Origin of the sequence: Glaciecola sp. 1036 (genome assembly GCF_050306235.1) — a bacterium.
GTDB lineage: Bacteria > Pseudomonadota > Gammaproteobacteria > Enterobacterales > Alteromonadaceae > Glaciecola.
Genome location: NZ_JBLWFH010000003.1, coordinates 247,031 through 260,354 on the forward strand (window position 1 = coordinate 247,031; position 13,324 = coordinate 260,354).

General features: G+C 40.8%; 17 protein-coding genes. 10 read left to right on the top strand and 7 right to left on the bottom strand.

Annotated features, from left to right (window positions below):
* Positions 1–50: 50 nt before the first annotated feature.
* Complete coding sequence (locus tag ACNKW3_RS06095; RefSeq protein WP_427398389.1) at positions 51–1,226, bottom strand: phosphoglycerate kinase; 1,176 nt, start codon at positions 1,224–1,226, stop codon at positions 51–53.
* A 12-nt stretch (positions 1,227–1,238) separates the two neighbouring features.
* Positions 1,239–2,258: an erythrose-4-phosphate dehydrogenase gene (epd, locus tag ACNKW3_RS06100; protein WP_427398390.1), complete on the bottom strand. Its 1,020-nt coding sequence runs from the start codon at positions 2,256–2,258 to the stop codon at positions 1,239–1,241.
* 304 nt (positions 2,259–2,562) lie between these two features.
* Here epd and metK point away from each other — a divergent pair, with 304 nt between their 5' ends.
* Together metK and ACNKW3_RS06110 are read left to right on the top strand one after the other, a co-directional pair.
* Positions 2,563–3,714 carry a methionine adenosyltransferase gene (gene metK / locus ACNKW3_RS06105; protein ID WP_427398391.1) on the top strand — a complete coding sequence of 384 codons (1,152 nt, stop codon included), beginning with the start codon at positions 2,563–2,565 and terminating at the stop codon, positions 3,712–3,714.
* A gap of 41 nt (positions 3,715–3,755) precedes the next feature.
* A complete protein-coding gene (locus tag ACNKW3_RS06110) occupies positions 3,756–4,553 on the top strand; it encodes a M48 family metallopeptidase (RefSeq protein WP_427398392.1) in 798 nt (265 codons plus the stop codon).
* A 58-nt stretch (positions 4,554–4,611) separates the two neighbouring features.
* Here ACNKW3_RS06110 and ACNKW3_RS06115 read toward each other — a convergent pair whose 3' ends face one another.
* Complete coding sequence (locus ACNKW3_RS06115) at positions 4,612–5,412, bottom strand: mechanosensitive ion channel family protein (RefSeq protein ID WP_427398595.1); 801 nt, start codon at positions 5,410–5,412, stop codon at positions 4,612–4,614.
* Positions 5,413–5,726: 314 nt separating this feature from the next.
* Here ACNKW3_RS06115 and ACNKW3_RS06120 point away from each other — a divergent pair, with 314 nt between their 5' ends.
* The 5 genes from ACNKW3_RS06120 to ruvX all read left to right on the top strand — a co-directional run bounded on the left by ACNKW3_RS06120 (position 5,727) and on the right by ruvX (position 8,766).
* Complete coding sequence (locus ACNKW3_RS06120) at positions 5,727–5,927, top strand: hypothetical protein (protein ID WP_427398393.1); 201 nt, start codon at positions 5,727–5,729, stop codon at positions 5,925–5,927.
* Between the two features lie 70 nt (positions 5,928–5,997).
* Positions 5,998–6,726: a 16S rRNA (uracil(1498)-N(3))-methyltransferase gene (locus tag ACNKW3_RS06125; RefSeq protein ID WP_427398394.1), complete on the top strand. Its 729-nt coding sequence runs from the start codon at positions 5,998–6,000 to the stop codon at positions 6,724–6,726.
* A 77-nt stretch (positions 6,727–6,803) separates the two neighbouring features.
* The gene (gene gshB, locus ACNKW3_RS06130; RefSeq protein WP_427398395.1) at positions 6,804–7,751 is read left to right on the top strand and encodes a glutathione synthase; all 948 of its coding nucleotides are present in this window, start codon (positions 6,804–6,806) and stop codon (positions 7,749–7,751) included.
* 15 nt (positions 7,752–7,766) lie between these two features.
* Positions 7,767–8,342 carry a YqgE/AlgH family protein gene (locus tag ACNKW3_RS06135; protein ID WP_427398396.1) on the top strand — a complete coding sequence of 192 codons (576 nt, stop codon included), beginning with the start codon at positions 7,767–7,769 and terminating at the stop codon, positions 8,340–8,342.
* A gap of 7 nt (positions 8,343–8,349) precedes the next feature.
* Positions 8,350–8,766, top strand: a complete 417-nt coding sequence (gene ruvX, locus ACNKW3_RS06140; RefSeq protein ID WP_427398397.1) for a Holliday junction resolvase RuvX — start codon at positions 8,350–8,352, stop codon at positions 8,764–8,766.
* On the opposite strand, the gene ACNKW3_RS06145 is transcribed toward ruvX, so the two are convergent.
* A complete protein-coding gene (locus tag ACNKW3_RS06145) occupies positions 8,763–9,095 on the bottom strand; it encodes a DUF2007 domain-containing protein (protein WP_427398398.1) in 333 nt (110 codons plus the stop codon). The two genes, ruvX and ACNKW3_RS06145, sit on opposite strands and share 4 nt — an antisense overlap.
* Before the next feature lie 135 nt (positions 9,096–9,230).
* Here ACNKW3_RS06145 and ACNKW3_RS06150 point away from each other — a divergent pair, with 135 nt between their 5' ends.
* Positions 9,231–9,389 (top strand): hypothetical protein, encoded by a 159-nt coding sequence (locus tag ACNKW3_RS06150; protein WP_427398399.1) that lies wholly within the window; start codon positions 9,231–9,233, stop codon positions 9,387–9,389.
* A 40-nt stretch (positions 9,390–9,429) separates the two neighbouring features.
* Here the strand turns inward: ACNKW3_RS06150 and ACNKW3_RS06155 are convergent, their stop codons facing one another.
* Positions 9,430–9,864: a MarR family winged helix-turn-helix transcriptional regulator gene (locus ACNKW3_RS06155; protein ID WP_427398400.1), complete on the bottom strand. Its 435-nt coding sequence runs from the start codon at positions 9,862–9,864 to the stop codon at positions 9,430–9,432.
* A gap of 110 nt (positions 9,865–9,974) precedes the next feature.
* Here ACNKW3_RS06155 and ACNKW3_RS06160 point away from each other — a divergent pair, with 110 nt between their 5' ends.
* Positions 9,975–10,403 (top strand): organic hydroperoxide resistance protein, encoded by a 429-nt coding sequence (locus ACNKW3_RS06160; protein WP_427398401.1) that lies wholly within the window; start codon positions 9,975–9,977, stop codon positions 10,401–10,403.
* Here ACNKW3_RS06160 and ACNKW3_RS06165 read toward each other — a convergent pair.
* The gene (locus tag ACNKW3_RS06165; protein ID WP_427398402.1) at positions 10,400–11,518 is read right to left on the bottom strand and encodes a PilT/PilU family type 4a pilus ATPase; all 1,119 of its coding nucleotides are present in this window, start codon (positions 11,516–11,518) and stop codon (positions 10,400–10,402) included. The two genes, ACNKW3_RS06160 and ACNKW3_RS06165, sit on opposite strands and share 4 nt — an antisense overlap.
* Positions 11,519–11,529: 11 nt before the next feature.
* Positions 11,530–12,573 carry a type IV pilus twitching motility protein PilT gene (locus ACNKW3_RS06170; RefSeq protein WP_427398403.1) on the bottom strand — a complete coding sequence of 348 codons (1,044 nt, stop codon included), beginning with the start codon at positions 12,571–12,573 and terminating at the stop codon, positions 11,530–11,532.
* Positions 12,574–12,614: 41 nt separating this feature from the next.
* On the opposite strand from ACNKW3_RS06170, the gene ACNKW3_RS06175 reads away from it, so the two are divergent.
* Positions 12,615–13,322: a YggS family pyridoxal phosphate-dependent enzyme gene (locus ACNKW3_RS06175; RefSeq protein WP_427398404.1), complete on the top strand. Its 708-nt coding sequence runs from the start codon at positions 12,615–12,617 to the stop codon at positions 13,320–13,322.
* Positions 13,323–13,324: the final 2 nt, after the last annotated feature.

Here is a 13,324-nt window from a genome sequence, read left to right on the forward strand (position 1 = left end):
CATTTTTTCTGTCGGTACAAATAACGTACATTTAAGTACAGCGTTGTTGTTTAATCGCGATCTAGGATCGCTACAGCGGGCAGGGTTTTACCTTCTAAAAATTCTAAGAAAGCACCACCACCTGTTGATATGTAAGATACCTTATCTGCAATATTAAATTTATCAACTGCGGCTAAAGTATCACCTCCACCGGCAATTGAAAAAGCATCACTTTCAGCAATTGCTCTAGCAATAATTTCAGTACCTTTTGCAAATTGATCGAATTCGAATACGCCTACAGGTCCGTTCCATACTATAGTACCTGCAGTTTTTAAAATGTTCGCTAAATATTCAGCAGATTCTGGACCTATATCAAAAATCATTTCATCATCTGCTACTTGGTCAACCGCTTTGGTGGTTGCAACTGTGGTTTCGGAAAACTCTTTGCCCACGACAACATCTGTTGGTACAGGAATATCGCCACCTTTAGCTTGAGCTTGAGCCGTGAGCTTTTTCGCTTCATCCACTAAATCTTGTTCAAACAAAGATTTACCTACATTGTGACCTTGAGCTGCAATAAAAGTGTTGGCAATTCCGCCGCCTACGATCAATTGATCTACCTTGTTAGCCAAACTTTCTAATACCGTCAGTTTGGTGCTGACTTTTGAGCCACCGACGATAGCAACCATGGGGCGAGCTGGGTTATCAAGCGCTTTACCTAATGCATCTAATTCGGCGGCAAGTAAAGGGCCAGCACAAGCATCTGGTGCAAACTTTGCGACGCCATGGGTACTGGCTTGCGCTCTATGTGCGGTACCAAAGGCATCCATCACGAAGATATCGCATAAAGCAGCGTATTGTTTAGCTAATGCTTCATCGTCCTTTTTTTCACCTGGATTAAAACGCACGTTCTCTAATAGAGTGACTTGCCCTGGCGCTGAATCAACGTTTGCACCATCAAGGTAATCTTTAACAAAGTTGACCTTTACATTAAGGTGTTCAGACAAATAATCCGCGATAGGTGATAAGCTAAAACTTGCATCGTATTCACCTTCTGTAGGTCGACCTAGGTGAGACATTATTAACACGGCTGCACCTTTTTCCAGTGCTAACTTAATCGTCGGGAGAGATGCTCTAAGGCGTGCATCGGAGCCGATTTTTCCATCTTTGATAGGAACGTTCAGGTCTTGTCGAATGAGCACTCGTTTATTTTTAAGGTCTTTATCGCTCATTGAGGTAATCGGCATTTTTATCTCCTTTTAATCTGTATAATTTAATCTATGCATGTGTAGTGCGGTGTCTAGCATCCGGTTTGCGAAACCCCATTCATTATCGCACCACACTAATGTTTTTACTAAACGTTTATGACTCACTCTGGTCTGTGTGCCATCAACAATACATGAATGTGGATCATGATTAAAATCCACTGACACCAAGGGCAACTCAGTGTAATCCACAATGTTATCAGGGAAATGACATTGAGCGGCTTGCACTGCTGCATTAACTTGCTGCACATTAACGTCAGATAACAAGCTAACACTTAAGTCCATCGCCGTAACGTTAATGGTCGGTACCCTCACCGCGATAGCTTCAAATTTGTTGGCAAACTTAGGTAAGATACGCTCAATTCCTCTGGCTAAACGAGTATCTACAGGAATGATAGATTGGCTAGCAGCTCGGGTCCTACGTAAATCATCATGATAGGCATCTATGACCTGCTGATCATGCATTGAAGCATGTATGGTGGTAATAGTGCCACTTTCAATCCCAAAAGCATCATCCAAAATCTGTATGATTGGCACAATACAGTTGGTGGTGCATGAACCATTGGACACCACTCTATCTTGAGCACTTAATTCATTATGATTGACACCAAAAACAATAGTTGCATCCATATCATCCGAGCAGGGTTGCGAAAAAAGCACTTTTTTTGCGCCATTGGCAATGTGCATCAGAGCATTTTCTCTGGATGAATATACGCCAGTACATTCCAAAACAATATCCACATCATAAGCGCCCCAATTGATTTGACGAATATCTTTTTGATGCAATAAGTTGATTTTGTCTTGATTAACAATAAGACATTGATGCTCACTTTTTACCTTGGCAGAAAATCGGCCGTGGGCAGTGTCATATTGTAACAAGTGGGCAATGGCTTCAGGACGCGCAATTTCATTGATTGCGACTACTTTGACATGCTCTCTATAGTCTTGCTCATATAAAGCGCGGAGTACATTTCTCCCTATACGACCAAAACCATTGATTCCGATTTTAAGCATTCAACAACATCCAAAACTAAGATCTTGGCTAACCCAAGATTAAGAGACCGATATTGTGTACTAAGCGAATTCTATCTTCAATTATTTATTCTTGTAGTCCCTATTCGCAGAATGAATATCGCTTGAAAGTAAGGGAAAAATTAATCACCGAAACAAACTAAAAATTCGAAATAGGTCTTATTAGAGCTTTTTTAAATAGACTTTTAGACGTCTAGAAGTAAATACTGGTAAAATTTTATTTTCCCCCCTACAATAGACGACTTAATCGTGTGAATGCTAAAGCTAAAACTTGCAGGGAAATTTTATGACGACTCGTTTATTTACATCTGAATCTGTATCTGAGGGGCATCCGGATAAAATAGCGGATCAAATATCTGATGCCGTATTAGACGCTATTTTAAAAGTAGACCCTAAAGCCAGAGTGGCTTGCGAAACCTTTGTCAAAACAGGAATGGTTTTAGTAGGTGGTGAAATCAATACATCTGCGTGGGTAGACATTGAAGAACTCACTCGGAAAACAGTATTGGACATTGGATATGTGCATTCAGATATGGGATTTGACGGAGAGTCCTGTGCGGTTTTAAACGCCATAGGAAAACAGTCCGCCGATATTAATCAAGGTGTCGACAGATCAGCGCCTGAAGAACAAGGCGCTGGCGATCAAGGCCTAATGTTCGGTTACGCGAGTAACGAAACTGATGTATTAATGCCTGCACCTATTACTTATGCTCATAGATTGGTACAAAGACAAGCCGAAATGCGCCGTAATGGAACTTTAAGTTGGCTTAGACCTGACGCCAAGAGCCAAGTCACCTTTGTGTATGAAGATGGTAAACCTGTGGGTATTGATGCGGTAGTTTTATCTACCCAACATTGTGACAGCGTAGATAACGACACTATCCAACAGGCTGTAATGGAAGAAATTATCAAGCCTGTTTTACCCGCTGAGTGGTTAACTAAAAATACCAAGTATCACATAAACCCCACCGGCCGTTTTGTAATTGGCGGTCCTATGGGCGACTGCGGTTTAACTGGCCGTAAAATCATTGTGGATACTTACGGTGGTATGGCCCGTCACGGTGGCGGTGCGTTTTCTGGTAAAGATCCATCAAAAGTAGATAGATCAGCCGCTTACGCAGGTCGCTATGTTGCTAAGAATATTGTCGCTGCGGGACTAGCAGATAAGTGTGAAATTCAAGTGTCCTACGCCATAGGTGTGGCTGAACCAACATCAATCAGTGTTGAGACTTTTGGCACCGCCAAAGTCAGCGAAGAATTACTGACTGAGTTAGTGAAGCAACATTTTGATCTTCGTCCCTATGGATTGATAAAAATGCTCGATCTTGAACGACCAATCTATCAACCAACTGCCGCTTACGGACATTTTGGAAGAGAAGAGTTCCCTTGGGAAAAAACCGACAAAGCGTCAATATTAAAATCCGATGCTGGGATATAATCGTAGATCGTAATTATTGATTTAGGTTTACAAGGATACCTATGTTGAACAGGATGACTAAAATCGCTGTAAGTATTAGCCTTGCAGCGTCACTTTTTGCATGTGCGACCTCGCCCACCGGCAGAAATCAATTGTTATTATTTTCTAGTGACCAGCTTGCCAATTCTGGTCAACAAGCGTTTGATGCCATGAAAAGCCAACAAAAAGTGAGTACAACGCCTTCTACCAACCGATACATCGAGTGTATAGCGGATGCAATAACGGCTCAACTCCCAGATTCTGTGTTCGCCGGAGAATGGGAAGTTGTGGTCTTCGATGAGCAAGACGCAAACGCTTTTGCTTTGCCAGGTGGCAAAATTGGCGTGTACACAGGTCTGTTAGAAATCGCGACTACTCAAGCTGAAATAGCCGCAGTAATTGGACACGAGGTCGGTCATGTTATTGCACAACATGGTAACGAGCGGATGAGTCAGAGTTCCCTCATTGGAATGGGACAACAAGTTGCTGCCCAAGTATTAGAAGCAAACGAAGTCGCCAACTCTGCCACAATAATGGGCGCTCTAGGTTTGGCGACTCAAGTGGGAATATCATTACCTTTTAGTAGGACTCATGAAAGTGAAGCGGATCTTATTGGTCTTGATTTGATGGCATCAGCAGGCTTTGATCCTAAGGCATCAGTTTCTCTTTGGCAAAAAATGTCGTCACTTGGTGGCGCCAGACAACCTGAGTTGTTATCAACTCATCCTGCACCTTCTACAAGAATTCAGAACCTTCAGCAAAACATGGATGCGGCTCTGGCTATTTACAACAAAACCAGCGACAGGCCAAAATGTCGGTAAAATAAATTACAAGCACAAAAAAAAGCAGTTCAAACGAACTGCTTTTTTAATTTGAGGCTTATTCCCCTTTTTGCTTGTGCACATGCACATCCATTTGTGGATAAGGGATTGAAATACCTTCTTTATCAAAGCGTAATTTAACTGATTCATTAAAATCAAATAACACACCCCAGTAATCGCTTGCTTTTACCCAAGGTCTTACGATGAAGTTAACGCTGCTGTCGCCTAGTGAGTGCAGTGCAACCACTGGCTTAGGATCTTGCAATACTCTTTCATCTGCGTTGATCATTTCAATTAAAAGTTCTTTCACTTTCTTAATATCGTCGTCATAACTAACACCGAAGGTCATATCGACGCGGCGAGTATCCATAGCAGAGAAGTTTGTAATGTTACCACCGTAAATTGCTCCATTAGGTACAATCACCTTTTTATTATCAACTGTGTGCATAGTGGTGGTGAATATGCTGATATTATCTACTACACCCGTAGCACCACCTGCATCTATAAAATCACCCGACTTAAACGGTTTAAACACAAGTAACATAACGCCAGCAGCAAAGTTAGAAAGAGAGCCTTGAAGAGATAGACCAATGGCTAAACCAGCAGCACCTAAAATTGCGACTAAAGAAGTCGTATCAACACCTAGTTGGCCTAATGCTGCAATAATGACAAACAGCATTAATAGCGCATTAGCAATTGCCATTAAAAACGCGACTAGCATGTCGTCGTACTTAGATTTGGAAAGGACCTTTCCTAGAACACTCACTAATACTTTAACAACAATTTTACCCACAATATAAATAACGATGGCTAAAATAACATTGAGCGCAAATGGCACAATGTAATCGTTAAAATACATTTCAATATCTGAAGAATTCATATTAGTGACTGTATCAATAACTGATGCAGATGATTCTTCTGCAGCTTCTTCAGCACCGGCTGAATCCTGAAGTTTGAAATTAAACATGGCAGTATTATCCTTTTTATGTAGTGTGTCAGTCATTATGAAGAATAGAAAATGACTGTTAAATCCCAATTGCTTGTTGTTTGCACATCCGTAGGTAATGCCTACTTATGGTCGTAGAAAATTATATACATTACAACTTTTTTTGCACTTGAAATTTGCACTGTAAAGGTGTATAAAAAATTGACACTTGAGAGAGAGGTGTAAGTATGGAAGCTGTTGTCATTATAGTGACCCTGTTATTTGTGTTAACAACAGGGCTTTTGGTGTTTTGTCTCACGGAACCAAAAGGTAAAAACACGAGATATGCTCGTCGGCATTCAAACGTCGCGACAATTGAAAAATCTGAAAAATCTGAAAAATTATCTAACGACTTAGAAATAGATAAAAATGTCAAAGAAGTGGCATAGTAATCTCGACAGGGCTTACTGAGTTTGGTATTTATGCGATATTCAAACTTAGTAAGCCCTTTTACATTACATGCGAATATCAAGATTCTATTACAGCGATGTCATTACTGTAGACGCTGAAATAACCCTCCCAGATGATCTCACTCACTACATTAGCAACGTATTGCGCGCTAAAGTTGGTCAGCCTATTGTGTTATTCAATGGAAACGGATGCGATTATCCTTGCGAAATAATTGAAGCACAAAAACGCAAAATAACGGTCTTAGTCAATTCCCAAATCAGTTTACAAGTGGAAAGCCCTGCCGAGATTCACCTTGCCCAATGTATTTCAAAGGGGGATCGTATGGACTATGCACTACAAAAAGCTGTTGAATTGGGAGTTAGTCAGATTAGCCCAATACTGTCGGAAAACTGTAACGTAAAATTAAATGATGCAAGGTGGGAAAAGAAAGTAGAACAATGGCAAAAAATTGTTATTTCAGCCTGTGAGCAAAGCGGACGAAATTTTGTACCACATGTCAATATGCCGATTAGCTTCAACCAACTTCTCGCGACTCAAACTGGCATGGAAAAAATTATTTTGGCCCCTGGCGCAACCCATTATTTAAGCGGTGTAAAGAAAAATTCAAAGGGATTTTTGTTGACCATTGGGCCCGAAGGCGGATTTACTGATCAAGAAGTCTACAATGCTCAGCAACGAGGCTTTATGTGTGTCAACCTAGGTCCGAGAATACTTCGCACTGAGACAGCGACTGTTGTTGCAATGAGCATTCTGCAAAGTTTGCACGGTGATATATAATTTAGGATCAGAATGTCCTTGTAAAACGTATATCTAATACCACTATATTCAAAGAATAATTGTTAAAGGAAATTTTCATGTCACTTAATATTGGTTTCGTTATGGACGACATCAACGCCATCAACACCAAGAAAGACACAAGCTTTGCAATGATGTTAGAAGCCCAATCAAGAGGGCATAATGTGTATTACATGCAAATTGAAGATCTCACAATCAATAATGGGGTGCCTTTCGCTAAAGTTTGCCAAGTAAGTCTTCAAGATCAGCCAACAGATTATTATAAAATAGTAGAAACAAAAACTATTCCCATGGAACAAATGCACGCAATTTTGATGCGCAAAGATCCCCCCTTTGACAGCCAGTTTTTGTATGCGACTCAGATTTTAGAATTAGCTGAAAACAGAGGTTCTTTAATCGTTAATAAACCCCAAGCACTAAGAGATTTTAACGAAAAATTATTTACCTCATTGTATCCTGAGTTAATTCCAGATACCTTGGTCACTGCAGATGCTACGCAGATTCGAGCCTTTCATTCAATGCATGGCGACATAATTTGTAAGCCTTTAGACGGCATGGGCGGGACGTCAATATTTCGCGTGAAAACAGATGGCTTAAACTTAGGAGTTGTAATCGAAATACTCACCAACAAGGGTCAACGTCACGCTATGTTTCAGCGCTTTGTACCCGAAATTACTGATGGCGACAAACGTGTACTTATCGTTAACGGAGAGGTGATGCCATATTGCCTTGCTCGATTGCCGGCGAAAAATGAAACTCGAGGAAATCTTGCTGCAGGCGGTACCGGTAGAGCGCAGGAAGTCACCGAATCTGAACTGGCAGTTGCCCAAGAAGTCGCCAAAGATATGGTCGAAAAGGGCATTCTGTTCGTTGGATTAGATATGATTGGTGATAGAATTACTGAAATAAACATTACCTCCCCTACTTGTGTAAGAGAAATTGAAGCCGCATATCCTATTAATATATGTGCAAAACTCTTTGATGCGATAGAGCAAAGAGTGAATTAAACAGGAAAGATTACAATGGCTAAGATCCCGTCAATAAGCAGCTTACAAAACCACTTTTTAGTGGCGATGCCAGCCTTGACTGACCGATATTTTTCTCGCTCAGTCACCTATGTCATTGAACACAATGATGAAGGTGCGATGGGATTAGTAATCAATCAACCGTCAAATATGACGTTTAGGGAATTGATCAATCAAACCGATGAAGACGCTATAGTTAATGACGAAAAAAGTGAACAAATAGTTATCTGTGGCGGACCTGTGCACCAAGATCGAGGTTTTGTTTTACATTCAAAACAGGTCGGATGGTCGTCAAGTGTCGAACTCACTTCGGACATAATGATTACCACATCTAAAGATATATTATCAGTCTTAGGTAATGATAAAGGACCAGATAAAGCCATTGTTGCATTAGGTTATGCAGGTTGGAGTGCCGGTCAATTAGAGCAGGAACTACAAGACAATGCTTGGTTAACCCTGCCATTGGATAACGAAATCTTATTTGATGTACCGGTACACCAAAAATGGCAGGCAGCTGTAAACAAGTTAGGCGTCGATATTTGGCAACTTACCCAACAATCTGGGCATGCTTGATAATTTGATGAAAACTGTCCTCGCATTTGATTTTGGTACAAAAAGTATTGGCGTAGCTGTCGGTCAAACGATTACAGCCACAGCTTCTCCCTTAGCAGCCATTCGTGCAAATGAAGGTATTCCTGATTGGCAAGACATTATTAAGTTAGTTGAACAATGGCAACCGGACAGCTTGGTTGTCGGTCTACCCTTAAATATGGATGGCACTGAACAGGAACTCACTCGTCGCGCGAGAAAGTTTGCTAATCGACTAGCCAATCAAACTCGCTTACAAGTACATCATCAAGATGAAAGATTATCCACAGTAGATGCTAAAGCTCGTCTGTTCGAGCTCGGTGGTTATAAGAAACTGTCTAAAGACAAAGTTGACAGCGTATCTGCTTGTTTGATTTTCGAAAGCTGGTGTGAAAATAATCCAATTTAATTCCAGTCCACTTCTTTTTTAGGTAACGAGCATTGCCAACAAATGCCAAACTCAGCTTCATTTTCTGATTGGCATTTTCCACAAATCCAATCACCTGCGGAACTTACCTCATCCAAATCTTGCTCAAATTCCGCTAGTAATTGATTGGCTTTATTTTCCCATTCATTATCTACTAACCATACTTCTGGTAAAGCTTCATTTAGTGGTAACTCTCCCGCCGCGCCCTGTATAAATTCATTTTTAAGAATACAAGGAATGCCTGCATCTTCTAATATCTGTTTCACTTGATACACACGAAAACGGTTATAATCTTGATAGAAGCGCTTCATAAATTTCCTATGCAAAGGGTTTGAATATCTAAATCTAAATTACAGATTAGGTTAATCTATTTTAATCGTTTTAAACTATATAGTTCTCAGCATATTATTACTTTCGAGATTAGAGAGTATGCCAAGGAGACTCATATGCCTACAAAAGTTGTTAAAATTAATCAAAACTGGGTGTTAGTTAACACTGCAGGTCAAACCCAATTATGTAATTTCGCTGATAATTATTACGGTGATCAGCAATGTTACCTCGTACAAACGAATACATCTGACAAAAACAAATCTGCTGCCAGATAGATAAGACCGAATTTTAGAGCTCCATCATACAGATGGGGTTCTAATTATTTTCAAAACAATTTTGTAGTTTGTCGATTAAACTAATTAACTGTTTCCCCTCTTCCACCGTCATGCCTTTTAACTTACAAAGCATTTGTTCAGGCACAAATCTGGCTTCTTGTTTTGCTTCCTTACCCTGTTTTGTTAGTAACACTCGCTTAACACGCTTGTCTTTATGATCCCCTCTAATATGAATAAATCCTTTGATCTCTAGTTTTTTTAAAATTAGCGACATGGCACCACCATCGATCATGGTTTTATTCAACAATTGCGCAATCGTAATATCATCATGTTCCCATAACGCCATCATAATCACATACTGAGGATAGGTAATATCTAAGGCTTTTAACAATGGTCGATATGCCCGAGTAAAGGCATTAGACAAAATATAAAAACGGTGACAAAGTTGGTTTTCTAGCTTTAGTACATCTGTCATTCCAATCTCCCCAATAGAAAAATATATTTTGCATGCAAAACACTTGACGAGCAAACGCTATTTTTGCTAATTTACTTTGCATACAAAATAAACTAACAACGGAGAACTAAATGTACAAGTTAAAACAAGTGCTTTACACGGGTGTGGCTACTTCCACTGGTGGCCGCGAAGGTACCGCTAAATCTGATGATGGAAACCTTTCGGTCAAGTTATCAACACCTAAAACCCTTGGTGGTGCTGGCGGAGAAGGCACTAACCCAGAACAGATGTTTGCAGCTGGTTATGCAGCCTGCTTTATTGGTGCGTTAAAAAATGTCGCGGCAGGCGCTAAAGTAAAGTTAGGTGATGATATTAACGTCACTGGCGAAGTCGCTATTGGTCCAATTGAACCGGGATTTGGCATAGCGGTTAAACTCACGGTAGATTTAGGTGACGTCGATCGAGATACCGCACAAGCATTGGTAGATAAAGCGCATCAGGTTTGTCCCTACTCCAATGCCACTAGAAACAACATTGAAGTAGAGATTGCACTAGCTTAATCTAAGTCGATTGAAACGTTGGACAAAGATCCTAATGAAGGTCCAGTGTTTTCTGCCCCAAGTTTCATCATTAGGCGAAGATCATTTGGCGAGTCAGCATGATGTAGCGCTTGGTCTTTGCTGATTTTACCTAGGGTATAAAGCTCCATCAACGCCATATCAAAGGTTTGCATACCCATTTCTTTACCTTTGGTCATGGCTTCTTTTAGTCCACCGATTTCATTTCGGCGAATAAGATCAGCCACCAACGGCGAGTTCAATAATATTTCAATGGCCGCGACTCTGCCCTTGCCATCAATGGTTGGCACTAATTGTTGCGCTACAATGGCGCGAATGTTCATGCTTAAATCGAAGCGTAGCTTGGCATGCAAGTCTTTAGGCGCTAAGTGCATAATACGCTCAATGGCCTGATTCGCGTTGTTGGCGTGCAATGTGGCCACACACAGGTGTCCAGTATCGGCAAAGGACATAGCATATTCCATGGTTTCCATGGATCTGATTTCACCAATAAGAATAACGTCCGGCGCTTGTCGCAATGAGCTTTTCAACGCATCATCGAAACTCAAAGTGTCTAATCCGACTTCTCGTTGCGTTACGACACAATTTTGATGTTCGTGCACATATTCAATAGGATCTTCGATCGTAAGAATATGCCCAAAGGAATTTTGATTGCGATGCCCTATAAGCGCAGCTAATGACGTTGATTTACCAGTGCCTGTTCCACCCACAAACAATACCAAGCCCTTTTTAGCCATAATAATGTCGTTTAATACCGGCGGCAGCCCCAAATCTTGAGCTCTTGGAATATCAGTAACAATTCGACGTATAACCATCCCTGCTTTTTCACGTTGCCAAAACGCGCTGCAACGAAAACGACCAATATGATCTCTTACCACAGCAAAGTTACATTCTTTACTTTTGGCAAAAACCTCTTTTTGTTCCTCAGACATGGCTTGATGCACTAAATCCAGTGCTTCATATTCTGATAGCTTCATACTGGTAAGGGGTTCTAACTTACCATTGATTTTCGCACTGACTGGCATGCCTACGGTAATAAAGAGGTCAGAAGCCTGATGTGCTACCATATCAGCTAAGCATTGGTCCAGTGTCATCATATGCTGCTCTCCTAAAATCCAGTGTTTTGCGGTTTATCAATAGATTTAGCCGCTGCGTCTTGAGATGAAATGAGTCCTTGTGCAACCAGTCGTTGTAAACACTGATCCATGGTCTGCATACCATGGGCTTGCCCTGTTTGAATAACCGAATACATTTGCGGCACTTTGTCTTCACGAATCAAATTACGAATGGCTGGAATACCTAGCATAATTTCATGGGCAGCGACTCGCCCACCGCCAATTTTTTTCAATAAGGTCTGAGAGATTACCGCTCGCAGTGATTCGGATAACATGGACCTGACCATAGATTTTTCTTCTGCTGGAAACACATCAATAATACGGTCGATAGTTTTAGGTGCTGAGTTAGTATGTAGAGTACCAAAGACCAAGTGACCTGTTTCTGCCGCCGAAATTGCCAAACGTATGGTTTCTAAGTCACGTAGTTCACCCACTAGAATAACATCTGGGTCTTCACGCAATGCACTTCTAAGGGCATTATTAAAGCTATGAGTGTCTCGATGCACTTCCCGTTGGTTTATCACGCTGAGTTTGTTGTCATGCACAAATTCAATAGGATCTTCAATAGTAAGTATGTGCTCACGCTTAAGTGTATTTATATGATCGATCATAGCGGCCAGAGTAGTACTTTTACCTGAACCTGTTGCTCCTGTAACTAAAACTATACCTGTTGGCTGGTCTATAATTTTCTTAAATATGCTAGGTGCACCAAGTTGATCTAAGGTTAGAATTTCACTTGGTATGGTCCGCAACACAGCTGCTGCACCGCGGTTTTGCATAAACGCATTAACCCTGAAACGAGAGAGATCTTTGACCTCAAATGAAAAATCCACTTCAAGATTTTCTTCGTATTCTTTGCGCTGCTTATCGTTCATAATATCGTAAATTAACCCATGCACTTCTTTATGGGATAATGGATCTACATTCAATCGTCGCATGTCGCCATCGACACGAATGATAGGTGGAAGGCCAGCGGTTAAATGTAAATCTGAGGCTTTATTTTGAACGCTAAATGCCAATAATTCGTTAATATCCAAAGCCGTATCTCCAACAGGTATGTAAGGTTGTAAAAATTAACATGACAGACAACAATCCCATTGCTGAAAACCTTAAAAAGGTTCATGGGCAAATTGAGGCAGCAGCCATTGCCTGTTCTCGCAGTCCAAACGATATTCAGTTACTTGCCGTAAGTAAAACCAAACCCGTATCTGATATCATGCTTGCGTATGATGCTGGACACCGGAACTTTGGTGAAAATTACGTTCAAGAAGGCGTCGATAAAATTCAACAGCTGAAACAATATTCGGACATCCTTTGGCACTTTATCGGCCCCATACAATCAAACAAAAGTAAATTAGTGGCAGAAAATTTTGATTGGGTACATTCCGTCGACAGATTTAAGATAGCGAAACGTTTGAATGATCAACGGCCGGAAGCCTCTTCACCTTTACAAATCTGTATTCAGGTAAATATTGACAATGATCCTAATAAGTCAGGCGTGCCCCCAAAGGAAGTCTCCGAACTGATTCGGCAAATAGAAAAATTACCCAATTTAAAAATACGCGGTTTAATGACTATACCCAAAGCAGAACAATCTGATACTGAACTCAAGGACAGTTTTTCTCACATGCAGGATTTGTTTATTCAATGTCAGCAAAATTGTTCCACTATCGATACCTTGTCCATGGGCATGACTCAAGATTTAGCCCTTGCAATTTCCCAAGGAAGCACCATGGTAAGAGTAGGTACTGCCATTTTCGGCGTTAGAAACAAAGCTCAACACTAAAG